This is a genomic window from Flavitalea antarctica (genome assembly GCF_054461535.1).
In genome coordinates this window covers 99208-124109 of the sequence record NZ_JBTLQG010000015.1, presented here as the reverse complement: position 1 = coordinate 124109, position 24902 = coordinate 99208, and the positions used below count along the sequence as shown (strand labels likewise).

19 protein-coding genes are annotated in these 24902 nt (G+C 44.7%); 6 read left to right on the top strand and 13 right to left on the bottom strand.

From position 1 onward, the window contains the following. On the bottom strand, positions 1 to 2377 hold a 2377-nt coding region (locus ACX0G7_RS15185), incomplete at its 3' end, for a pectinesterase family protein (protein ID WP_458924347.1). 150 nt (positions 2378 to 2527) lie between these two features. Beyond that, the gene (locus ACX0G7_RS15180; protein WP_458924346.1) at positions 2528 to 4201 is read right to left on the bottom strand and encodes a glycoside hydrolase family 28 protein; all 1674 of its coding nucleotides are present in this window, start codon (positions 4199 to 4201) and stop codon (positions 2528 to 2530) included. 229 nt (positions 4202 to 4430) lie between these two features. Between ACX0G7_RS15180 and ACX0G7_RS15175 the strand changes: the two genes are divergently transcribed. After that, on the top strand, positions 4431 to 5459 hold the full coding sequence (locus tag ACX0G7_RS15175; RefSeq protein WP_458924345.1) for a LacI family DNA-binding transcriptional regulator: 1029 nt from the start codon (positions 4431 to 4433) through the stop codon (positions 5457 to 5459). Positions 5460 to 5783: 324 nt separating this feature from the next. Here the strand turns inward: ACX0G7_RS15175 and ACX0G7_RS15170 are convergent, their stop codons facing one another. The 6 genes from ACX0G7_RS15170 to ACX0G7_RS15145 form a co-directional block, all read right to left on the bottom strand. Continuing rightward, a complete protein-coding gene (locus ACX0G7_RS15170; RefSeq protein ID WP_458924344.1) occupies positions 5784 to 8447 on the bottom strand; it encodes an outer membrane beta-barrel protein in 2664 nt (887 codons plus the stop codon). 191 nt (positions 8448 to 8638) lie between these two features. After that, positions 8639 to 9100 carry a hypothetical protein gene (locus ACX0G7_RS15165; RefSeq protein WP_458924343.1) on the bottom strand — a complete coding sequence of 154 codons (462 nt, stop codon included), beginning with the start codon at positions 9098 to 9100 and terminating at the stop codon, positions 8639 to 8641. Between the two features lie 2 nt (positions 9101 to 9102). Then, positions 9103 to 9630 (bottom strand): YceI family protein, encoded by a 528-nt coding sequence (locus tag ACX0G7_RS15160; RefSeq protein ID WP_458924342.1) that lies wholly within the window; start codon positions 9628 to 9630, stop codon positions 9103 to 9105. 130 nt (positions 9631 to 9760) lie between these two features. Further along, a complete protein-coding gene (locus ACX0G7_RS15155) occupies positions 9761 to 10471 on the bottom strand; it encodes a LytR/AlgR family response regulator transcription factor (protein WP_458924341.1) in 711 nt (236 codons plus the stop codon). Continuing rightward, positions 10471 to 11511 carry a sensor histidine kinase gene (locus ACX0G7_RS15150; protein ID WP_458924340.1) on the bottom strand — a complete coding sequence of 347 codons (1041 nt, stop codon included), beginning with the start codon at positions 11509 to 11511 and terminating at the stop codon, positions 10471 to 10473. Before ACX0G7_RS15150 ends, ACX0G7_RS15155 begins: the two co-directional genes overlap by 1 nt. Before the next feature lie 146 nt (positions 11512 to 11657). Further along, positions 11658 to 14834 (bottom strand): TonB-dependent receptor, encoded by a 3177-nt coding sequence (locus ACX0G7_RS15145; RefSeq protein WP_458924339.1) that lies wholly within the window; start codon positions 14832 to 14834, stop codon positions 11658 to 11660. Between the two features lie 299 nt (positions 14835 to 15133). Between ACX0G7_RS15145 and ACX0G7_RS15140 the strand changes: the two genes are divergently transcribed. After that, entirely contained in the window at positions 15134 to 17548 is a 2415-nt protein-coding gene (locus tag ACX0G7_RS15140) for an ABC transporter permease (protein WP_458924338.1), read from the top strand. A gap of 12 nt (positions 17549 to 17560) precedes the next feature. On the opposite strand, the gene ACX0G7_RS15135 is transcribed toward ACX0G7_RS15140, so the two are convergent. Then, positions 17561 to 18031, bottom strand: coding sequence for a cupin domain-containing protein (locus tag ACX0G7_RS15135; RefSeq protein WP_458924337.1), 471 nt, complete (start codon positions 18029 to 18031; stop codon positions 17561 to 17563). Between the two features lie 88 nt (positions 18032 to 18119). Between ACX0G7_RS15135 and ACX0G7_RS15130 the strand changes: the two genes are divergently transcribed. Then, positions 18120 to 18539 carry a MarR family winged helix-turn-helix transcriptional regulator gene (locus ACX0G7_RS15130; RefSeq protein WP_458924336.1) on the top strand — a complete coding sequence of 140 codons (420 nt, stop codon included), beginning with the start codon at positions 18120 to 18122 and terminating at the stop codon, positions 18537 to 18539. A 112-nt stretch (positions 18540 to 18651) separates the two neighbouring features. Here the strand turns inward: ACX0G7_RS15130 and ACX0G7_RS15125 are convergent, their stop codons facing one another. Further along, a complete protein-coding gene (locus tag ACX0G7_RS15125; protein WP_458924335.1) occupies positions 18652 to 19305 on the bottom strand; it encodes a hypothetical protein in 654 nt (217 codons plus the stop codon). Positions 19306 to 19452: 147 nt separating this feature from the next. Between ACX0G7_RS15125 and ACX0G7_RS15120 the strand changes: the two genes are divergently transcribed. Continuing rightward, positions 19453 to 20694 carry a glycosyltransferase gene (locus ACX0G7_RS15120; RefSeq protein ID WP_458924334.1) on the top strand — a complete coding sequence of 414 codons (1242 nt, stop codon included), beginning with the start codon at positions 19453 to 19455 and terminating at the stop codon, positions 20692 to 20694. Between the two features lie 88 nt (positions 20695 to 20782). Here the strand turns inward: ACX0G7_RS15120 and ACX0G7_RS15115 are convergent, their stop codons facing one another. Beyond that, positions 20783 to 21505 (bottom strand): methyltransferase domain-containing protein, encoded by a 723-nt coding sequence (locus tag ACX0G7_RS15115; protein ID WP_458924333.1) that lies wholly within the window; start codon positions 21503 to 21505, stop codon positions 20783 to 20785. Between the two features lie 226 nt (positions 21506 to 21731). Here ACX0G7_RS15115 and ACX0G7_RS15110 point away from each other — a divergent pair, with 226 nt between their 5' ends. Both ACX0G7_RS15110 and ACX0G7_RS15105 read left to right on the top strand, forming a co-directional pair. Further along, positions 21732 to 22319 (top strand): response regulator, encoded by a 588-nt coding sequence (locus tag ACX0G7_RS15110; protein ID WP_458924332.1) that lies wholly within the window; start codon positions 21732 to 21734, stop codon positions 22317 to 22319. A gap of 25 nt (positions 22320 to 22344) precedes the next feature. Continuing rightward, a complete protein-coding gene (locus ACX0G7_RS15105) occupies positions 22345 to 22743 on the top strand; it encodes an iron chaperone (protein WP_458924331.1) in 399 nt (132 codons plus the stop codon). A gap of 25 nt (positions 22744 to 22768) precedes the next feature. Here ACX0G7_RS15105 and ACX0G7_RS15100 read toward each other — a convergent pair whose 3' ends face one another. Together ACX0G7_RS15100 and ACX0G7_RS15095 are read right to left on the bottom strand one after the other, a co-directional pair. Further along, positions 22769 to 23512 (bottom strand): ankyrin repeat domain-containing protein, encoded by a 744-nt coding sequence (locus tag ACX0G7_RS15100; RefSeq protein ID WP_458924330.1) that lies wholly within the window; start codon positions 23510 to 23512, stop codon positions 22769 to 22771. A gap of 265 nt (positions 23513 to 23777) precedes the next feature. Continuing rightward, entirely contained in the window at positions 23778 to 24794 is a 1017-nt protein-coding gene (locus tag ACX0G7_RS15095) for a LacI family DNA-binding transcriptional regulator (RefSeq protein ID WP_458924329.1), read from the bottom strand. Positions 24795 to 24902 lie beyond the last annotated feature (108 nt).

Here is a 24902-nt window from a genome sequence, read left to right as displayed (position 1 = left end):
TCAGGGTAGCCACGCCCCAGTCATCGTTGTGTTTACATCTCCATTCATCCCTTGCAATTGCCTGGGCAATGATAGTCTTCTCCCTGTCCTGCCCTTTCAGAATTACATTGTGTTTTTCCAGGTAGATTTTTTCATTGTAAATACCGTTACGTATATGAATGGTTCTGGTAACAGCCGATGAATCTGGCAAACTATTTATGGCTGCCTGTATCGACCGGTAATCACCCTTACCATCCGGTGAAACAATAATGTTTTTTGGTTCCTGATTGATGTATCCTGGATCCTTGTTAAGATTCTTTGGGGTCCCGTTGATGTTCTTTGGATCTTCGTTGATATTTTTTAGATCCTCACCAGCTGTTCGCCCGGCATTCTCCTTAACCGGGTTTGATGTGTGAATCACGGGGTAGTTGCCAGTTGTAGAGACCTCACCACGGGCTGTACTTTTGCTGGTTACATTGTTGCCTGTACCCCTATTTGTTTGTGCTGAGCCCAGAGCCCATTTCACCAGCTCTTCAGCTGCGAGGTAATTCTGAAAATCAGCAGGCAGTTTTCGCCCATCAACATATTCATTATAAAGCCATGGATCACCGACGGCAAATACAAAACCTTTTCCTATCGAAGTAACTGCCATGACCGGGGCGCCGTTGTGACTCAATAAAGTTTTGGCTGGGGATGAAACATTCAGTGTGCTTAGTTCTTTGATATAAACCCTGGTAGTTGTTTTAAAAATGGAATTTCCCGCTGGAATAGTAATTGCGCCCTGCTCAAAATTATTACCCTGCACCCGATTTTTAGAATCACCATTAAACCTTAGTCCGAAAGTTGCTGCAAGCTGGTTCAGATGAGTAAATTCAGAGTTAACGGAATCATTAGCGAACAACAACAAGATCCCGCCGGCCTGTACCCAGTTATTAATTACTTCCACATGGTCCGGTTGTATAAAATTTGGAGAAGCGGTTTCGGACACTGAATCCGGATCTACAATTATGTAGACGTCTGCCCTTTCGAGGTTGGAACTGGTTGGAGCAGATTGCAGCGCTGCTGTTTTTGCACCATATCTCCTGAAGATGTTTCCCAGCAACGAAAAGCCGCCGTTATCCATTTGCTCCCAGGTATAATGTGTCTGGATGGTCTTTCCATCAACATCTTTTTTTGTTTCATGATTGAAGTGATAATCCAGCAATACGGTTTTACCATTACCGGTTTTATGATCGTTCATCATTTCAACCTCGTTTGCAGCCAGCAAAAATGCTCCTATGCCTTTTGGGTCATTTACAATAACCGGTTCACCGACATAATAATTGTAAGTGCCATCACGATATGGTTTACCCCCGAGTCCTGATACGCTTACGGTACCGTGCAAATTTGTCTGGCCATTCTCCGTTTTTACGAAAGTTTTAATAATTCCATCATAGCCAGACTTCGCTGCGGTTACATACTCCTTATCTATCCATCCAAAACGGGCAGCTTTCGCCAATGTATACACCAGCATGCATGAAGCAGAAGCTTCCGGATAATTTTTTGATTTGCCGGGCATATCAACTATATCCCACCACAACCCGGACTTTTTATCCTGGTAACGTTTAGCAACAACCGAAAAGCGGCGGATTATTTGGATAAGAGAATCAAATTTCGGATGTTGTTCCGGGAATTGCTCGAGAACATCGACAAGTGCCATCCCATACCATCCCATAGCTCTTGCCCAGACATTTGGCGACTTTCCTGTTTTTTTATCTGCCCATTGCTGTTCCCTTGAGTGATCATAGCCATGCAACATCAGTCCGGTTGCAGGATCCCTGCTATACTGTTCCATCAAAATGAATTGCCTCGCAATATCATTGTAAGCGGTATCATCTGAAAAGCGCTTTGACCATTCCGCATAAAAGGGCTGAGCCATATACAGACCATCTAGCCACATCTGGTGGGGATAGATTTTTTTGTGCCAGAACCCGCCGGTGCTGATACGGGGATGTGCATTCAATTGTTGCCTGAGCGTATGTGCGGCTTTATAATACTGTTGTTTGCCCGTAACATTGAAAAGGGTTAGCAGGTTTCGTCCGGGAAGAACATTGTCAAGATTATAGTCGGCCTGCTTATAAGTCCGTATTGTTCCATCACTTCCAACAAAAAAGTCCATGCTCTTCTGGATGTAATCAAAGTATTTTTTGTCGCCGGTCCGAAGCCACAATCCTTCAATTCCTTTCAGTATAACACCCTGGTCATACCTCCATTTGACCGGCTGACCGGCCGCTATGTCAAGCGAGTCTTTCCAGATAGTCATTACTGTGGCAGCCATTTTTTCAGACCATTGTTGTCCCTGCAGACCTAATGCACAGATACTAATGATGCAGGGAATTATAATTTTTAAAATTCGCATGAAATGTTGCTGATTCAATTTGGTTTGATTTCTTATGGTTCGATTCCGCCTTGTTGAATAACTTCTTATTAAGTTGCCTTTCATTTAATTACTTCTGTGAAATTGCTTTTCGTTCAACTTCCCTTCTCCTTTTGTTCAATCCCGTGGGGTTCAATTTCCTTTCGATTCCACTGCTTTTTCAGTTGCACCATAACTATATTGAATACCCTTAGTCGCTTTAATCTTATCGATTCCCTCAATCTTTATCCCTGCCGTTTTTTCACCACTGACATTAAGAAACACAGGCGCATTGTTTTTGTAGCTCACGTTTACCAGTTTAATATTTTTGCTGTTATGAATGTTAAATACGGGGCCTTCTTCCTTCGTCAGCACCTTTACATTCCGTAGTGTAATCTCTGATCCCTCTGTCATATCAAGACCTTGCTTAGCCTGTATCACCATGTTTTCCAGCACAATGTTTTTGACATTCATCTCCGGCAACCCCCTCACAAAAATCCCCTTCTCTGCTCCGTTACAGACTACATTATTGACGTGTATATTCCGGAACTGTGGCGTTTCATCAGATACAGGTAACATTTCAATCTTTGGGGGTGCCCGTTTTTCACCGGCAAGCGGTACAGGATCCTGGGCTGCATAATACATATCAAAAAGAATTGCTTCCCCCGGGATATCTTTCATGGTGATATTATTGATGTAGATATTTTCTACGATACCTCCTCTTCCACGGGTGGTTTTAAAACGGAGTCCTATGTCTGTACCGATAAAAGTGCAATCATCCACATAGATATTTTTTGCTCCGCCGCTCATCTCGCTTCCTATTACAAAACCGCCATGTGCATGGTAAACAATGCAGTTCTTTATCCGGACATTTTCAGTAGGCATCCTTCTTTTACGTCCGTGCTCATCCCTGCCTGATTTGATACAGATGCCGTCATCACCAACATCAAACACACTGTTTTCGATCACCACATTTTTGCATGACTCAAGATCGATTCCGTCACCGTTTTGTGCATACCATGGATTTTTGACTACCAGGTTCCTGATCGTAATGTCTTCACTCATGAGTGGATGCAGACACCATGCAGGAGAGTTTTGAAATGTTACTCCTTCCAACAGAATGGTTTTGCAGTGGTCAAAAACAAGAAGGTTTGGACGGAGGAAATCTTTAATGGAATCGTAGTCCGCAGGTTTTTTACCGCCGCCGATAAACCCGGGATTTTTCATCTCTGCTCCTCTCAGTGACTTTTCGGTTGGATACCAGTTTTTCTTATCCTTGCTTAACCGGCCCCCTGATGCAATGAGTTTCTTCCAGGCTGTTTCGGTAAGCTTGTCCCTTTTAACCATCCGCCATGCATCCCCTGAACCATCAATAATTCCATACCCCGTAATGGCAATATTCGTTGCGTTTTTAGAGCTCACGGGGGACTGGTTCCGCATCTGCGGCACTCCTTCCCAATTTCCCTCAACCAATGAATACTGGTTAAAATCACTGGTAAACTGTAATACTGCATTTCGTTTAAGATGAAGATTAACGTTCGACAAGATCACAACGGGTCCTGTGAGCCACATCCCTTCGGGGACCACTACCACACCACCACCACTTTTGTTACAGTCTTCGATAGCTGAGTTTATACTCTTCGTGTTTAGCGATAATCCGTCAGCAATGGCTCCATATTTAATAATGTTGAAAGAATCATTTTTAAAAACCGGTACTTTCACTGTTGGAAGTGATGTCACCTGCCCATACCCGTTAGTGCAAAAGGAAACAAGAATTAAACAAAAAGGTACCAGGTAAAAATTACTAAATGATTTGACTTGATGCATATGGCAAGTGTTGAAGAAAATGAATACAAATGCTGGATAATCAGCTCCCTGTCTTAAACAAGTCTACTACTATTCTGACTGCAAGTGCCTATCAAAGCTGTATTTTTTTGCGCAATCGTTCCCGAAAACGATTGCAGATTGTGCGTAGAACGCAGATAACAAGGACGTTAGGCAAAAAAGCGATATTTTAGACACCGGAACCATTGCCTGGCCGGAAGAAAAACTATTCATGAAATTCGAGAATGTCACCATTAAGGATATTGCGAGGGCGCTAAACCTGTCTACATCCACAGTGTCAAGAGCCCTGAGGGGAAGTCATGAAATAAGCCAGGAAACACAAAAACTGGTTCTTGAATACGCTGAAAAAATAAACTATAGTCCGAACCCGATAGCGCAAAGCCTCAAGAAAGGAAGGAGCCGGTCCATCGGTGTGGTTGTAAGTGAGATTGCAAACAACTATTTTTCGCAGGCGATCAATGGCATTGAATCGATCGCGTATGACCGGGGTTACCATGTTATCATTACTCAGACTCATGAATCCAACGCCCGCGAAATCGTAAACATAGGGCACCTGGTTTCCCGCTCTGTAGACGGGTTGCTCATCTCTTTATCCAGCGAAACAGTTGATCTTACTTATCTGAAAGAATTTCATACTAAAGGATTGCCGATGGTGTTATTTGATCGGGTAACCAATGAGATCGAGACGCATAAGGTAGTGGCAAATAATTACCAGGGGGCATTCAATGCAACTGAACATCTCATCGCTGAAGGATTCAAAGAAATTGCACATATCACAAGTGCCGCTACGCTGTCTATATCGAGGGAAAGATTGGAAGGATACAAAGCCGCGCTGGCAAAATATAATATTAAATTCGATGAGTCATTCATCCAACATTGCAATCATGGTGGGATGATCATTGAAGAAGTAGAGCATGCTATAAAAAACCTGTATAGTTTAAAGAGCAAACCAGACGCCATCTTTACCGCCGGAGACAGGCTTACCACGGTTTGCTTTGGCGTTTTGAAACGTATGAAACCCCGGAAGGAAGCCGGTTTTACGGGGTTTACGAATACCATACTTGCCGATCTGCTTGATCCCCCGCTGACTGTAATCCAACAGCCGGCTTTCGAGATCGGGCAGTTCGCAACGGAAAAACTGATCCAGCTTATCGAATCAAAAAGGCCGGTCACGTCCTTTGAAACCAAGGTGCTGGATACTACACTGATCGTGCGCGAATCATCTCTCAAGCATCAATAATGATCCGATGCTGATCCGGATGCTCATGTCCGATCACAAAAAGCTAAACCGCAATTAACAGTTAAACCTATCAGCAGGGAACATCAACAGATCTTTATTAGTTCCAAATAAAAAAGGGCCAAAGCGGCCCTTTCTTATTTATCTCAACTCCTGCTAAAGTTGATACATCTCCACTTTTGCCCTGGTCCGGCAAATTGACAACTCACTCGTCCTTCAACTCATAATTTCTGATAACTATGTCACTCATCTTTCAACTGACTCGCCTCTGATCTCAATCTTATCTCAAACCCAAAGCATTTTCAGCTGCTGGCTCATCACTTATTCTCAACTTCCTATTCCCTGCATCGCGCCCTGCGCCCCTTCTTCACTCTTCATATTTTTTCTTTTGAAAAGATTCATATCAACCTGTCCGAAACGGAAAGCAAAGTTCAGGCGGAACATGGGAACATCGTTCCGGCGAAAAGTGTTCTGGATAAAGTATGCGCTCTCAGAATACTGATCAAGCCTCCTGGTGCCGAAGATATCGCTGACACTGAATGTAACCGAAGCTGCGTTGTTTTTCAGGAAGCTTTTCTGCAATGCTGCGTCAACTCCATAGTTTGCCCTGACATAACCCTGGGCTGAACTTTGAGCACCACCACCCATGGGACCGCCACCACCCGGACCACCACCTGTGTTCTGGTTAACCGGAAGATTTGTTTTTGACTGGTAAGTAGCTGACAACTGCAGTTTGAAGTTTGAAGGCATCTTGAAACTGTTATTCACCTTGGCAAACCAGCTCCAGATAGCGTCCTGCGAAGTGCCGGTTATATTGTCCGTATTGATCTTTGAATTATATACGTTCAGGTTACTGGTAAGATCCCACCACTTTGTCAATGTATTTTGAGAAGTGAATTCCATACCAGTAGTCCGTCCGGAATTCGCATTGATATAGGTAGTGATCGGGCGTTGTCCTCCGCCAGTAAGGGTAATCGTATCCAGGTAACGCGTGATAAGATCTGTTGTGCGTTTGTAATAACCGGAAATCAGTAGTGTATTATTTCCTGCGAAAGTTTTTGAATAGGAAGCCTCGATCGAGCTTGTGAATTCAGGCTTCAGGCCTGCGTTTCCTTTTCTCCAGTTCAGCTGATCGGTGGAATCGATAAAAGGGATCAGTTGCATAAAGAACGGCCTGTTTACCCTGCGCGTTACACTAAGTTGCAATTCCTGTTGATTATTCAACTTCTGGCTAAGAAAGACGGAAGGAAAAAGACTGATCGGATATTTATTCGTGAACTGCTGTTTTGTATCTGTCAACTCGCCAACATAATCAGAGCTCTCGGCGCGTAATCCCACTTTATATCCGAAAGTTTTGATAGAGTTAGCAAACGACAGGTATCCGGCGTACACATTATCCTTGTTTTTGTAATTACTGGTCGCAGAAGGGATCACAACATATTGACCGGTTGAACCGTCATAAAAATAGTTCGACTGGTTGTTGGTCAGTTTATTCAGCTGCACCCTTGCTCCTGCTTCCAGCTTTGCTGAAGCACCAAATACAGTGACGTAGTCGGTCTGCATAGTCAGAAAGCCGTTAGTCCCGCTTCCAATGATCTGTTGTTGGATGTTTCCGGTTTTTGCACCGCCATTAACTGAGAATATCTCCGTATTATATAAAGCGCTGCTGTTGTTTCTACCGGCGAAATAGTTGATGTCTGCCGTAAGTTCTTCGCCTTTTTTAGGAAAGAGATATTTAAACCCACCCTGTAAGCCTGTCGCATTAAATTCACGGGTGTTACTTGTGTTTCTTTCGCTGAAGCTTACATAGTCGCCTCCTTCGTAAGCACTGTCTGTCCTAAGAAAACCTGTAGGATCGAAACTGCCGTGCACCTTGACAGCGCCAAGCGAGATTGTTGTACGATTAGTAGCGAAATAATCCACCCCGACTTTCCCGAAAACAAAGGCACCGTTCATCCTGTCCTGGCTGGTTTGGTTGACCAGCAGATTCGGTGTAGTGAGGAGATTCCTGATATCTGTGGAACCGGTATTGCGGTTTTTCATCTGGTTCACAAAGGAACTTACACTGAAATTGAATTTATCCTGTCTTACGCTCAGGCTTGCACCACCATTTATCCCACCGCGTTTGTCAACCCCGGCATTAATGTTCCCATTATATCCTTTCTTCTTGTTTTTCTTAAGAACGATATTAAGTATCCCCGCGCCACCGCCAGATGCATCAAACTTAGCAGAGGGATTTGTTATCACTTCAACAGTTTCGATTGCATCTGCAGGGATCTGATCGAGCGTCAATGTTGTAGGACGACCATCGACATAAAGCTGCGGTGATGCGTTTCTTAATGTAACATTGCCATCAATGTCCACGTTCACGGATGGAACATTTTTCATAACATCAACCGCGGTGCCGCCGGCGCTCACGATGTTTTGATCAACGTTGAAGACCTTCTTATCGATATCCAGCCGGAGCCTGCTGCTGGAAGCAGTAACAACTACGTCCTGGAGCTGCTGCACGTCTGTTTTTAATGTTAACCTGCCAAGATCTTTTTCAAAGCCACCACTCATGGGTGAAGAAGGTCCGGGGACAACATTTGCTCCTGCAGGAGTAACTCCGGGCCTTGCAGCTGCCGGCCTTTGCCCCATGAAAGAGATGGTATCACTGATGGGAACGTAGCCGGTAGCCGAGATATTCAGTACGAGCTGTCCCATTACCGGAAGCTCTTCAAAGTTGAAATCTCCGTTACCCTGGCTGGTGATGCCCTTCAGCAACACCTGCTTTATTTGCCTGGTAGTTGTATCCATTTTCCTGTGAAGGAGCATGACTGAAGCATCGCGAACAGCTTTACCATTGCTGTCGACCAGTTTGCCGTAGATCCGCCCGATGTTGGGCATGGGCTGTCCCGGCCTGGGCGCACCCTGCATGCCAGCGGGCGGCTGTGCCATTACGGTTAGCGATGTAACTATCGCGACGAGGAAGAAGATGTATTTTTTCATAACAAAAAGTTGAGCGTTGTTGACTGTGATCCGGGTTTGTATTCAATCCGTTCAGGTCGCAAAAATAGAATGAGGTAAGCCGGAATTCAGGCAAATGAGACAAAAGGGAAAAAAGCTGCGACAAATCCCCTAAAACAAAAAAACTGCGCTATCGGCGCAGTTCTATAGTTATCAATGATAGGTTCTGAGTTTTATGTTTTTGAGATCTCCAGTTCGCCTGCTTCTTTATATAGGTTGATGTTTTTGGTAACCAGGCCCGGCGGAGCCGTAACGAACAAGGGCTCAAAGGTTAGCCAGGCCAGGGCCGGAAAGAAGTGCATGGGAACTGTCAGCCCCGGAAACAGTTCAGGGAACTCAACATTAAGCGGTAGGGTTACCGCAAATGACCAGGTAATACTGACAAAAGAACTGAGCACAAAAAACAGGTTAAAGGCAACCCTGCCCCTGCGCCCGGGCAACAATTTCTGTAAAAGAAAATACAACAGCGAGGCTATCATACATACCCCGACATTGATGGCCAGCAGAACCGGGATGCTCACAATTCCGGAGAAGTCAGTATAGGTTGCGAACTGGTGTATTCGTTGAAAAATGACGGCAGCAAGGGATGCCATGATGCCTGCAACCAAGGCCAGGAAGAATATGCGTCTATACATAATTAAGCCTTTGAAACGGGTACTGAAAGGTCGATCTTAATAGTAGGCGGTACCTTTTCGTGTTTTGGATCTCCGATGCCGAAATCATTACGGTTCACTTCAAAGCTGCCGTTGAATTTATTCTGATCAAATGTAAATGGAACACCAATCTGCTTCTTGACACCACGCATTTCAAGCACCCCTGTAACGAGATATCCTGATCCAGTTTTTGTGATTTCACTGGAAGTAAATTTTATGACGGGGTATTTTGCTGCATCGAACCACTGTTCTCCTTTTGCATGTGTGTTTTGCATGCCGTTCCCGGTATTGATCGTGTTTACGTCAATTGAAACATCCATCAGCGAATTTTTCAGATCCTTTTCATCAAAGCTTATTTGGCCTTTTAACCCTTTAAATACGCCGTTCGGATCCTTGCTCGAAAACTTTACCTCGTAATCATCGGTTATTTTCCATGAAGGCACTGCTACAATTGTAAAAGCCGAGGCACCAATGATGGCCAGCCCCGCGATGGGAAAAAATAGTTTTTTCATGTTGTTTCTTTTTTGATTTGAAGAATAATTAAGTGGAATTTTCAACCGCGGCGAATCTATTAAAATCAAAAACGGAGCGCGAGAAATTGAGACGTATGCCGCAAATTCTGCGACGAAAGGTGCGGGACAATTACTTTTTCACAAAGGCTTCGATTGCCTCTTTGTAGTTTTCGCCGATCGGAAGCTCCAGGTCCCTGATAAAGACGCTGTTTTTGCGGATGGCTGTAACGAATGACTTGGAGACGATATAGGATTTATGTATCCGCAGGAAAACAGACGGGGGAAGCTCTTCTTCGAGCGATTTCATACTTAACCGTGCTATAACTGGCTTATCAGTACTTTTCAGATGTATCCTGACATAGTCTTTCAGACCTTCTATCCAGATTATATCTGAATACATAATTTTAAGAAGGCTGTAGTCAACATTGACAAAGAAGTAATCCTGTGCCGGCTCCTGTTGCTGCTGATCTACGGCTTTGTTCTTTAATTTATGAAGCTCAAGAGCCTTGTTGCAGGCCTTGATGAAGCGGTTGAACTCTACGGGCTTAACGAGATAATCGACAACATTGAGATTGTAGCTTTCGAGTGCATACTTCTCATACGCCGTAACGAGAATAAACATTGAGTTCTGCAAACTGCTTTGAATAAACTGGAGACCGGTAAGTCCGGGCATCTGGATGTCAAGAAACACCAGCTCTATGGATTCCGACTGCATCACCTTAATGGCCTCAAGCGGATTGCTGCAAGTGGCAACTAATTCGAGGAAAGGCACTTTCCTGATATTATCTTCCAGCAGTTCGAGTCCCAGTTCCTCATCATCTATGGCTATACAACGTAACATTAGTGCAGGTTTATCTCCAGTAAAACGGTGAACCATTCATCTTTCTTCTCAATATTCAAAGAATACGCCTTTTTATAAAGAAGCTCAAGCCTGCGTTTCACATTGGCAAGCCCTATTCCGGAAGTTTTGTCCCTGGTTTCGGCTACCGAGTCATTATATTTATTTTTTACCTTGAATTGCAGGATGCCTTCCTTTACTGCAAGACTGATATCGATCTCCGCATTGGTGATCATTCCGCTACCATGTTTAAAGGCATTCTCTACAAAAGGGATCAATAACATTGGTTCAATCGTATAACTGCCTTCCAGTTCCCTGAAACAGATATTGATCTTGATATTTCTTCCGAAACGTTGTTTTTGAAGATCAATATAACTCTGAAGATACTCAACTTCTCTTTCGAGCAACACTTTATCCTCATCTGTTTCATAAAGCATATAACGAAGCAACGAAGAAAGTTTTATCAACGAGGGTTCGAGTTCATCCGACTTCTTCCTGGCAAGAGCAACCATGTTATTTAAAACGTTAAACATGAAATGCGGGCTAACCTGGGAACGCAGGAAAGACAATTCGGTTTTCAAGTGTTCAGTTTCCCGTTCTTTTTTGTTCCGGTCTTCGACAAGCTTGTCCCTGCCCATACGAAATGCCCCACTGGCAATGATCAGGAAGAAAAACGGGTATAAATTGAAAACAAAGAAGTTCCAGATCGTGTGTTCGTGACTGGTAATTAATAAGCTGAATATTAATCGGTCCCAGAAGAATAAAATCAACAATGCAATCAGCAGCACCAGGATGTACTGACCATACTTTTTCTTATAAATGAATCTGGGGATCAGGATATAAGCATTGCTATAAAACAACGCAACGCGCATCAGGTTATTCAGGAAATGCAGGAAGAAAAAATTCCTGTATTCCCCGGGAGCGACTCCGACCTTATTGTCCATAACAGGCCGCAACAATAAGGGTGATATAAAAAACAATATCCAAAACAGGACATGGAGGCTGATACCAACCCATTTCTTTGTATACCATTGCGTATCCATCGCTGCAAAATACCGAACAATATCATTGCTTTCCGCTGTGAATGCGACGAAAAGCGATTTTTCGTCTACTATCCGGCCCGTTATTACACAGCAAAAGGGTCCTCCCTTTCAGGAAGACCCATTTGTATGTTTGTTGTTCCGGTCGGTTAAAAGTTATATCGCAGGCCAAGCTGCACCTGGAACGGGTCGCCTGACGGGTTCGCAATACCAGCCGTATTCACACGGTAGTTGTACCTCGCATTAGCTATGTCGAAATTGGGTTTTGCTGGTTGCCCGTTCGCTGCAGGGATTCCCGTGCCATACAACGACTGGTTCCCCAGTGATTTGTTAGCTCCCCATTTTTTATTCAACATATTTGCGACGTTGAAGATATCGCCCGATATCTCGATATTATGCGTTTTGTTCAGGAAGAATTTTTTTGCAATCCTAAGATCTATCAGCCCGTAAAATTCATTAATGCCACCATTACGTTCTGCAATCTGCCCCGAGTACTTATTGATATACTCTTTGATACTCTTACTCGCATTTGGGTTGTTGATGATCGCTTCCAGGCCATCCCGCACATTCTGGGGAACGTTGGATTTGGTACGATCGAAAACAAAGGCCAGGTCATTGTTTACTGAAACAAAGTCAGCATTGCTGTTTGCCCCTGACCACAGGCTATACCTGGTTCCCCCGATTCCTGAGTAGCGTAACCCAACTGTAATTCCGAGGAAAGTTGGGAGGGTACCGTAAATCACCACCTTGTGACGGAACTGGTTGTCAGAATAGCTGATCTTACTGAGATCCCTTGGATCGTCTCTCACCGGCAAAACCAGGGTAGCAGTATTTGCCACATTACCGTTAAACGATGTATTATCCTTTGTATCGTTCCATGTATAACTTGCAGAAATCTCACCATCCTTCCAGTACTGGTAGGTTCCATCAATCACAATGGCAAACTGGTTTACTTTACCCTGGCTGTTTAACTCCAGAACCCGGCCAAGTTTGTTGCTGATCCGACCCTGGAGCCAGTCTCCCGCTCCGTTTGCGGGCATAGTGTTGAGTGGCACATATACACCGCGGTTGCCCTCTTCAGCCAGTGTGAAAAATGGAGTCTCGACCATGTTCCTGTCAACATACATGTAATTGTTTCTACCAAGGCTGGCGTAACCCGAGAGACTGACCTTTAATTTTGATGTGAAGTAATGTGTGTATGATACGTTCGCCTTATATGTTACGGGAACCCTGGCATCGGTCCCATTGGTATTAATTGTCGGAAGCTGATAAGCCGGAAGGGTCGGGGTAACCGAAGGATCATTTCGATAAGCTACAAAATCTACTGGTGGAATATTTGGGGACCTGGTATCTACTGTGGCAGAATGTTTACCGTCAAACACCAGGTTATTAATAAGAACGTAGTTGTTGATATCAGAAGCAAACACACCTGCACCGAATCGTATAAAGTCAGTGCGCTGTTGATTAACATCCCATGTAAACTGGAAACGCGGTTGAATCACAAAAGATTTCAACTTATTATCTGTCCTCAGGTTAAGCTCATCAAGCACCACCTGGTTAAGCGGTGATGAAGGATAGTGCGCGTAGTCAACCCTTAACCCTGCTGTCAGATTGAGTCCGGGTGAAAGATTTGTCTGCAGCTGACCATAAAGCCCGAAATTAAAAATCTTTCCTACAACACTTGGATCCTCGAGCAGTGGCACTTCACGGTAGTACCTGTATGGCTGGTTATTCTGAAAAGCAGTCATACCATTGTAATGAAAACGCCCATTCACTTCACTTCCGTATTTTGAATGAGAACGGGTATACATGGCATCAACGCCGAATGTATATTTAATTTTATCCGTGTTGTAGTAAAGGTTGTCGACGATCTGTACAACGTGATTGTCAAAATTCTCCTGGGCAAAGCGATGACCACCAAGCTGGATATTTGTTGTCCGGGTTACGCCGTCAATAACAGAAGGAACATTCTCTACAATTGCTCTTGGAATATTTGCATCCGGTAACTCATCACCCGGTTCACTTGACTGGTAAGTATACAGATGTTGAACTTTAAGTTCGTTGGTAAGCTTTGGATTTATCGATGTCCTCAACGTTGCCAGCAAACTATTGTCCCGGTTATAATCATCACCGGTTGATTCATATAGATTAATGGAAGTATTGTCCGTGAGACCCAGTTTGTTTTTATCGTTTGTAAAATTGTTCCGTATAGTTAAGAGGTTCCTGGAATTGATCTGCCAGTCAAGTCGCAAAAATGCGGCATCCGATCCACGTTGTTTGTCAAAGGATCCGTATTGTGGATGATCTGAAACTCCATATTTGCTCCTTGCTATTCCGACGAAGTTATCAAGGGTTGCTTTGGTAACATTAAACCTGTTCTCATCTGCGGGAGAGCGGACGTCGGCGATGACCAGTGAGCGATTATCCAGCTGGTGATCCCATGCAATAAAGAAATGGAGCTTATCTTTTATGATCGGACCTCCGAGGGAAAAGCCATACTGGTAAGTAGAATAATTATTGTCACGCTTATTACCACGAATATCATAGTTGCTGGCGAGCTCGTTTGCTCTTCCATACCCAAATACACTGCCGCTCAGTGTGTTCGTGCCCGCCTTTGTTACAGCACTCACTGTTCCGCCCCCGGCCCGGCCATAGGTGACATCATATTGATTCGTCACCACCTTGAACTCGCGGACGGCTTCTATAGATATCGAATATGGCGCACCGCTCCTGCTTGTGGTGGCACCTGCAGAAGTTGGATTTTTTGCGTTCATCCCATCAATCGTATAATTGGTTGATGAACCAAGTTGACCGGCAATGGTCCCGCCCCTTGTTAATGGCGAAAGATCCATTAATGTAGCGAAGTTCCGGCCATTCACCGGAAGCTGTGTCATTGTTCTTGCAGATATCGCAGTTGCGGCACCGATATTCTCTATTTTATTCTTCAGACCCGAACCGACTACCTCAACCACGGCAAGGTCACTTGCTTCAACCTGCATAATGACCTCTACTCTCACCGCATCGCCCTGGTTCAGGCGATATCCACTGCGTTTCTGTGTTCCAAAACCCGAATAGGATACCGTTACTGTATAAGGACCCCCTAACGGTAATTCCTTAAACGTAAATTCACCCTGTGCATTTGTGATGGTACTGGTATTGAAACCGGTTGATTCATTTTTCACAGTAACGGTAGCGCCCGCCTGTGATTTGTTTTCATTGTCTGATGCTTTACCGGAGATGGAGGCCTGCGTGGTTTGAGCCGATGACGATTTTGCTGCGAATAGTCCAATAGCAAACAACATCGCGAGGAAGAGTGTTTTTGACATACAGTTATTTTGTGGCTTAAAGCAGCAAAAGTATCAGCGCTATGTTAAGACAATATAGAGCCAGTATTACCATAGGGTTAACAAAACCTGCAAATCGCTTTGAAGCAGAGGTAATTAAGTCAGAAGCGGACAATCAGGTGTCCGTATCCGAACACGTTCGTACAAATGGCAATACCCAAATTCCTGATAGTCAAAAAATAGTGTGTCTGGCATCATTGTACGTGATTAGGGCTGCGCTTCTTACAAATGGTGGTCAGAACTACTGACCCTCGTCTTATCAATGCGCTAAAACCACTGCAATGATCAAAAACCATATCAAAATTGCTTTCAGAAGCTTTCGCCGCAACCAGGGATTTTCGCTGATAAATATTTTAGGCCTGGCCATTGGGATAACCTGCAGCTTACTCATCTTTCTTTTCGTCCAAAACGAACTTAGCTACGACAGGTTTCACAAAGATGGTGATGACGTGTATCGTATTGCGAAAGACTTTGTGAATGATGACGGAAGCAGGATCCCTGATGCCACTACGCCCGCTGCATTGGCCCCGGCTATGAACAGGGAACTTCCGGAGGTGAAATCGATCACCAGGATAAGACCAAACTGGGGAAGAAGTTATTTTGTAAAATACAAGGACAAAAGAATAAGTGAAGAGAAAATATATGGCGTCGACAGTAGTTTTTTTGATGTGTTCACGTTTCCCTTCATTGTTGGCAACGCACGCGATGCATTCAGGGATATCAATTCAATTGTACTGACGGAAACAGCTGCTAAAAGATATTTTGGTAAGGAAAATGCCATCGGAAAAACCCTGAATGTAGATGCGTTCGGAGATGTGCTGGTAACCGGGGTTATAAAGGATGTACCGCCAAATGCGCATTTTCATTTTGATTTGCTCGTTTCCTTTCGCCGTCAACCAGGCAATGTTGACATAGACAATAACTGGACCGGTTATAATGATTATACATATGTGAAAACAAAGCCCCGAGTAAACCGCACTACGTTTACTCGGAAAATCCAGGCGCTTTATGATAAAAGTGTCGAGGAGAAGATCAGTGAGTTCTTTATCCAACCGGTCAGTGAAATCCACCTTCAATCAAACCTTAAATGGGAGCTTGAACAAAACGGAAGCAAGCAGTATGTAAATATTTTTATGTTGATCGGGATCTTCATTGTTATCATTGCCGCGATCAATTATATCAACCTGGCGACCGCAAAAGCATCAGCAAGAGCAAAAGAGGTTGGTGTAAGAAAAGTGATTGGTGCAGTAAAAACTACGTTGATAAATCAATTTCTTGTTGAGTCAATATTAACCTGCCTGATGGCCTCTTTACTCGCTGTGATCTTCGCCTGGCTACTGTTGCCAACCGTTAATAAACTGACCGGTACAATACTTGATTTTTCCGGAAACCCGATGCTGATCTTCTATATATTGATCGGGACGCTCCTTCTTGGCTTACTGGCAGGCTTTTTCCCGGCTATTTATCTTTCATCTTTCAAGCCGGCAGCTGTCCTTAAGGGATTTAAACTAAATGAAAGAGGAGCCCTGTATCTGCGTCGCGTACTGGTGGTAGTTCAGTTCAGCATATCCATAATCCTGATTATCGGGGCACTGGTTATCTCACAGCAGATGAATCATCTTATGTCGGCTAACCTTGGTTTTGATAAAGAGCAGATCGTTACTGTCACTAATGCCGGCGCTCTTCCTGCCTCCACCAGGAATGCCCTTCGCAACGAGATCGGCAGGATCCCCGGTGTGAAGCAGGTCTCTGCATCAAACGGTATGTTGCCGAACCAGTTCAACACCGGCAGGGTAAGTGTGAAGGGATCGTCAACCGAACAACAATTGAATTTCATTTATGTGGGATACAATTTCCTTGACGTTATGGATATCAAAATGAAAGAGGGCCGGAAATTCTCTACTGATTTCCTCGCAGACAGCGTCACTAACGGCATTCCCGGAGGACCGCTGGAGCAAACCTTCGGCAGCATTATATTAAATGAAGCAGCTGTTAAGGAGTTGTCAATCCCATCACCGGTGATTGGCAAACAAATACTATGGTCACGCGATGCAGACACCAGTTACTATCTGAACATAGTTGGCGTAACGAAAGATTTTCACTTTACTTCTCTAAGGAATACCATAAAGCCTTTTGGTTTCCTCGTGAACCCAAAAGCCAATGGAACAATAATCGTTAAACTGTCTGGCAACAACATCTCGGGTACACTGGCCGCCATCCAGCAGAGATGGAAAACTTTCTCACCAGAAAGGCCGATGCAATACAGCTTCCTGGATGACACTTTCTCAAAGCTCTACCAGTCAGAGACCCGTTTTCAAAAGGTATTTATAAGCCTTGTTGTGCTGGGTATCGTGATAGCGTGCCTCGGATTACTTGGCCTGGCAACGTTTGCTGCTCAACAAAGGGTCAAGGAAATTGGCATTCGTAAAGTACTGGGTGCCTCAGTTGCCGGCGTGGTTGGCCTCCTGTCTAAAGACTTTCTTAAGCTGGTACTGATTTCTTTCGTGATAGCTTTACCTGTTGGATGGTATGCTGTAACGCAATGGCTGCAGAATTTCGCTTACCGGGTTGAAGTGAGATGGTGGATCTACCTGGTAGCGGCGGTGCTGGCTATCCTGGTGGCATTCCTTACTATCTCTTTTCAAACAATAAAAGCAGCTTTAGCCAATCCTGTAAAAAATTTAAGGACAGAGTAATTACAGGTGTAATTACATCTCCACTCCATACTTGCGCAACGAGGCCACAAAATGATCAACCATCTCCGGCGGTGGCGGGCCCTGTAGTAATGGCATTGCCAGGCCATCCGGTGCAGGCTGGCTATTATCCCAGAACCATTGATCCAGTCCCGCGGGCGCGATCCACATCAGCTCGATCACACGTTCGGTCTGCACCTGGAACCGGTGAGATATGCCCTTGGGTAAAAAGATAAAATCGCCTGCCTTTGCATCAAACACCTTACCACCGATCCAGAACCTCATCTCACCTTCCATAATAAAATAGGCTTCGTCCTCATTTGCATGCGTGTGCTCAGGTGGCTCAGCACCCTTCAGCACTTCTATTTTTATTAAGGAAAAAGCATTACCGGTTTGCCCGCCGGTTGCAAGAAAATTGAAAACGGCCCCGGGTATTGCCCTGGTGTTTCCTGGACTGGGGTTACTCATAAAAGGAATCTGTTTCATTGTTGTTAATTTAGTAAGTTAAACTGACTACAAAGTAAGTTTAACTTACTATATTTACAAAACAAAATTTTAATGAAACGGAATATTTATGGATGAATATGTAAATACCGGCGTTTATCTGCGGATACTGTGGGATGAATTGCGTTATAATATGGAACTTCAGCTGAATGAACGAGGTTACCGGGACATATCCCCTTCACACGGGTGGGTACTATACAATATCAAAGACACAGGAAGTCGTATCACCGAACTTGCCGCCATGGCGAAGATCACGAAACAAAGTATGAGTGCACTTTCTGCGCAGATGGAAGAAGCGGGGTATATTAAACGTAAGCCCGATCCCACCGACAGGAGGGCCACATTGTTTGTACTGACCAGCAAAGGAAAAAAAATGAAAGACGCCGGGCAGCAAATTAACAGGGAATTTGAAAAGCTGTGGCAGGAAAAACTCGGTGATAAGGATTATCAAACATTAAGATCACTGTTACAAAAGCTTACACAGAAGTGATGTTTTGGAACTGGACATACACAACTTAGTCGAATAGGACCATACAAAAAAATAGAAGCTTTCACATAAGAAAAAGCTTCTACTGGAGTATGACACGTTATAATAAAATCCTTTATGGAGTGCCTTCCACGACCTCGTCATTATTATCACTGCCAAGGCTATAGTAGTCGTTCTCTTCATCACCCTGGCCCATCGCATCTTCCTTAGGATTGTTTGGTGTTTCTTCTGGTAGATCAAGGTCTTCACCGGTAGAGGACATGTCCGTAGCGGCCTCGTTCAGGGGTTCACCGTCAAAATCTGTATCGTCAAGCCCGGCTTTGGAAAACATCTCATCATCACCACCGTCCATGTCCTGGTCCTTTTCGCCCAAGACCAGCAAATCTTCCTCTGTCACATCTGCCTCAGTCCCCATCACGATACCCAGATCATCCTGGTCCTCGATCGAGTTTTCACCCATGGTGACTACCTCCGAAGGTGCAGTTTGTTTACTTTTATCGGCTTCGCCAACATAAGCTTCGTTTAATAACTCTTCATTCCTTTTCCCTTCTGTGGTCTGGCTGATGATGGTATAGCTGTCGTCCTGGGCCAGTCTTTGGGTGTTAATTGTGGCGCCGGTTGAATTCCTGCTGGTATCCTCTTTTATAATCGTGCTTAGATCTTCCGTATCATTTCCGCGGTCCGGATTTGCGCTGTTAATATTCCTCTCGCGATCACCTTGTGCATTGTCAGTTCTGCGGGTCTCCGTTTGTGATTCTTCTTTTTTCATGATAGCATTTTTTATATTACCATAAAAAATTATGCCGTTGCCCCGGCGACATCCAGGGAGATGTGGAGTTTAGAGTCATCCCGGGTTTATGTACTTCAGGGAATATTTATTGATGATTGGTTTTTCGGACAATTGAAAAACTGATTCATGTTAATTGCAAAAGCCCTGGCAAAGTCTGAAAAACCTCTCCTGCTTGTTTTTCCCTTTGGATTGATGTCGCATTACCTGAGATGCCTTATGTTATCAAGAGGGCTGAAAAAGTATTTCACCATAAAATTCCTTGATAATCCGGACTATCGCGATTTTATCCGCCAGGAAAATTTTGACACCTTTACCTGCAGTTATCTCGACCCCTTGAAAGCCATAGAAGGGGTCAGGCGGTTTGATTTCTCATGGCTTGAAAAAGAAGAACTCCGGCGGCTTTTTAATAACCAGGTAAACGTAATTGAGCGTTTGGAACCTGCGCTGGTATTGGGCGATTTTTCGCCAACACTTAAAATGGCAGCCGCCGCCACCGGCGTTAAGTTTGTTTCGCTACTCAACGGCTACATGAGCAGATACTACGCCGGTACAAGAGACATATCAAAAACACATCCCGCACATAAATTTATCCGACTCCTGCCAGGTTCGATCGGGGCAAAGCTGACCAGGATTGGGGAAGGGCTTGCCTTTCAAAAACTGCATTTGCCATTCCGTGAGCTCAGGCAAACATATAAATTAACAGGGACCACTTCTTACCTGGAGGAACTGGAGGGAGATCTGACGCTGGTCTGTGATCTACCCATCCTGTTTCCGCAACACGCTTTACCATCCAGTTACTATGTGATTGGCCCTGTTTACTATGACGCGGGCAATACCACACATAATACCGGCCTTACTTGTGATCCAACAAAAAAGACAATTCTTGTATCTATGGGCAGCTCGGGCAGTTGGGAAAATGTTGCATTTCTTATCGACCCCTTTTACAACAGGTACAACGTGATTGCGGTGGGCGATACCGCCCGCAGGCTTGAAGCCAGCCATATTCAGCATTTGTCTTTTGCCGGGATGCATGAGATCTTTCCAAACATTGATCTGCTGATTTGTCATGGCGGAAATGGCACACTGTACCAGGCGCTTTATTATAACGCTCCGATCCTGGTCAGCACCAATCATTGCGAGCAGGAGTGGAATCTCTCTGCTTTTCAAAGGCTGGGGCTGGCAACACGACTGGACCATACCCAGGAAGCATCGACGCTTCAACATCTTGTTGCGTCATGTATTGAACAGCGGGCAAATTCACGCCGGGCCCGGCTGAGCGCGGAAGTGCGGAATTGGCAAAAAGAGATGCCTGGTATCCTGGAAGAAATTGCCAGGGGAATGACCACCAGGTTGGCGAGGACTGCCTAGCCTGGCTTTGGAATGATATAATGGCCTGGAATGGTATAATGTACACTTGAAGTTAAAATAAGACTTGAAGTTAAAAGAGGAATTGAAGTTAAAAGCTGGCGTACATGATGATCCGCTTAAACGGGTAAAATACAGGCCCTTGCCTGAATTGCTGTCTTAACTTGCCTTTGTATTCAGCGATAAAAGCGGGGGTGATATCATCGCGTAATCTTTCCAGGTAAGGAATTAACGCTGTGCCTGAAACCCAGTCAAACAAGGCATCGGTATCCTCCACGATAACCGGGTAAATCTTTTCAAATACCTGGATCTGCTGACCACCCTGCCGGAACAGGATCTCTGCATATTCACTACTATCAAGTACCGGGGAACCCCCGGTCCAGTCTTTTAGTTCGTCTCTATACGGTGTGGTCGCGGCAAGTTCCCTGAGTAGCGTGTTGGTCACATTGTGATGCTGCGAAGGTAGTTGAATCGCCAGCTGTCCCCCTGGTTTCAAGCGGGAGATGATCGAGGGTATCAGTTTGTGATGTTCCCCTATCCACTGTATTGCTGCATTGGAAAATTTAAGATCCCAACACGTTTCCGTTTCTAATTGGTCCTCGATACTGGTCTGCCGGAACGATAATTTACTATGTTCAAACCGGGTTGATTCCTGGAGCATTTCCCGTGAAGAGTCAATTCCCACTATCGTTTCGGCACCGCTGAAATGTTCAGCCAGTTTAACAGTCAATTCACCGGTGCCGCAACCCAGGTCAATAATTGTCATGGAGGACCGGGGCTCAATCAATTGCATGCAGTCATAAAAAGGCTGCATGCGCTCAGTTTTAAACTTGTTATATGTTGAAGGATCCCAACCCATGACCTGGCATTAAAAGCGTTTAGTCCCGAAATGATTAATGAACAAACTAACAAATTTTGAGTTCAGGTCTGGTCATTCCTGTAGGAAAAAAGAGGTTTTTGAAGGAGCGGGAAATTTATAAAAATATTGATTAACTTAATAGAAGTTCATCCCTGATCTATTCTTCCATCCTTACGCAGCAATGCGAATCATTCAAAGCCTGGACATGCCATATGAAGTATTATATCCCCTGATCGTCATTTTGCTTTTTGCTGCGCTGGTGAAAGTGCTGACAAGATTTGTGTACATACCCAGGAGTACGAGTACTGGTCACTTCCCCGGAGGTGTTGCCGTTGTTGACAAAACAAGCTTCTTCAGGAAGGGGATAAGCATGGTCCTCACCCGGGCTGGGTTTGAGGTCAGGTTTGAAGCTTCCAATACCTTTGAGATGATCGACTTTCTGAAATCAAAGAATTTGCCCGACATCGTATTGATTTCAGCGAGCCTGGATGGTATGAACGGTTTGGAAAGCGTGGAATGGCTGCAGCAATATTACCCTGGTATAAAGATCCTGGTCATGTTCATGGATCCGTTGAGGGAAAGTCCGGAGGATATGATCCGCGCTGGTGCGCACGGTTCCCTGGCAAAAACGGCTGACCCTGATGAAATTAAAAATGCTATCCTGGAAATTCTGAACAAGGGTACGTACAGGCCGCAGAAAAAGGACGTTTATCGTACCCTCAATACATTTTGGAGTTCTCTTCCGATATGTTGCTTTTTAATTATGTAAGTTTCAAAGACCTAAATTTAATACGATGGCCAGTTCAATGGGAAAAACCCAGGTTGAATCAATCGATGAGTACATCGCGGGGTTTCCGCAAGATGTTCAGAAGCTTCTCAAGCAAATGAGAGAAATAATACGGAAGGCTGCTCCGGAAGCAGGGGAAGCTATGAAATACGCCATACCTACTTTCACGCTTCATGGCAATCTTGTTCATTTTGCAGGTTATAAAAATCACATAGGGTTCTACCCTGCCCCTTCGGGTATTGAATCTTTTAAAAAAGAACTGTCAAAATATAAAAGCTCGAAGGGTGCCGTTCAGTTCCCCCTGGATGAACCTCTTCCCGCGGCCTTAATTACCCGCATTGTTAAGTTTCGTGTACAGGAAAGCCAGGCAACTGCCGAATTAAAAACCCCGCGAAAAGCGAAATGATCATCACATCGGGGGACCATTCTTTTCAACTTTTGAGGTAAGCGTTCGGTACGTTGGAAGGTGTGTACGCTGTCCCGTAAGCTTCTTTCATAAGTTCGCCGACAACCGCATAAATGTTCTCTTCGCTTCTTTGGAACTGGCGAAGCAAACCCATCATAGCATAACTGATTGGATTCACCGCCGGAATAAAGGTTTCCCACTGATATCCCTTACCCCAGATCAGGCCTTTCACCGTGATCGACAGATCGGCACGATGAGCTATTAAAAGCCGCATCATGTCAATGCATTTATTACCGTTCTGATTCACAGTGTGGAAAACAGGAGTATGACCACCAAAGCCATTTTCATCCTCCCCTGCCCTCACATTGGGATCAGCGCCGGCATCCAGCAACAGTTCAGCGCATGCCACATGATTGTATTCGGCGCAGATATGCAGAAGCGTTGACTGGTATAAAGGGGTGAATGCACAATCGAGGTCGTACCGCCTGTTAATGATACCAGGGTCCTTTTCCAGGTATCGCTTTAACTCACCCGGATTATTAGCCAGTACCGCCAGCAATACCTGGTCATCAAACCTGAGCCCGTGATCGATAAACACCTGTATACATTTGCTGAATGAGGGACCGCGACTGTATTCATTGATCAGCTCGTAGATAAGAGGCTTGTTATTGTACAGATCATTCGGGCTCACTCCATTGCTGAAACAGGTTTGTATCCCCTCTACAGAATGGATCTCTATTTCCCCGATAATTTGATTTAGAAATGACAAAGTGCGCAGTTGTTACTGAATTTAATCTTTTTTCTGGCTTCAATCATCAGCACCGGCCCTAATCTTTTTGCCTGCTTTTCTTTTTTACATGCTTTTATTTCGCACGCATTTTTTTTGGTCTCCTGCTTTTCATTAAGCTTATCAAAATGCGGCTTGCTTTTTTGCCGGGGGCGTTTCTCCCTGCGCTTCTTTCGGGGTTACGTTCTTTCCGGGTTGGTTTTTCCTCCAATCGATCATCTCCCGTGGCCTGGATATATTTTTCTTTTCACCAGCTGCCCGAACTTTCCCTGATCACCAGTTTAGCCGAAAGCCGAACCTGCTCGGTTTTTTTGCCTGCATCAATATTATTCAGGAGGATACGGGTTGCAGCCTGGCCGATTTGTGCGAGTGGTTGACTGACATAGGTGATGGGTACATGAAAGAAATCGAAGATCTCAGTCTCATCAAAACCCACCAGGGCTAATTGCCCGGGCACTTTGATGCCGAGTTCGTCAATATATTTTAATGCAATGGCGGCAATCCGGTTAGAGGCCAGCAGGATGGAATCAATCGCAACACCGCCCGATAACATGTCATCAATTGCCCCTCTTATTTCCTTTGGATCATTCTTAATATCCACTTGTTGTAACCAACTTTTCATCGGTTTTATCTGTGCGGATTTTAGTGCCGTCCAATAACCTCTGATCCTGTCGTTCAGATGCACCATCGACGTCCTGTAAGTCAACATACCGATCCGGGTGCGACCATTTTTTACCATGTGTTGGATCGCATCAAAAGTCGCCTGGTAATTATCCAGGGTCACCTGGTTCGCTTCGATCTCGGGAAAATAACGATCCACCAACACAAATGGAACCTGTTGTTTTTTGAGTTGGATGATCTGTCCGGCAGAGTCCGCCGGCGGGGCTATGATAAGGCCATCAACCTGTCGGTTAACCAGCGTCTCAATCAGTTTTTCGCAACGTTCAGCCTTTTCATCTGAGCTTCCGAAAATCACGGTATATCCCTGCCTGTCCGCCTCATCTTCGATAATGCGGGCGAGCCCGGAAGAAAACGGGTTAGAAATATCGGCGACTATCAACCCTATAGTATTTGTTCTGTTTGTCTTCAGACTTTTAGCGATCTGGTTGGGCCTGTAACTTAGTTTAACGGCCATCGCCCGGATTTTTTCTGCCACTTCCTTGCGGATCCTACCCTCTTTTTTGTTGTTAAGTACATAAGAAACAAGGGCGGTGGACACCCCGACAGCTGAAGCTATATCTTTTAACGAAGTCTTTTTTTTCATTGGCAAGTTGTGTAACACTGTTAAAACGAACAGGTTGCCCTACCTGGCAAGTTCGGTTTGACTAAAAATACCGCTCTGGAATGTTCGTGTGGGTAAAATTAAGAAGAT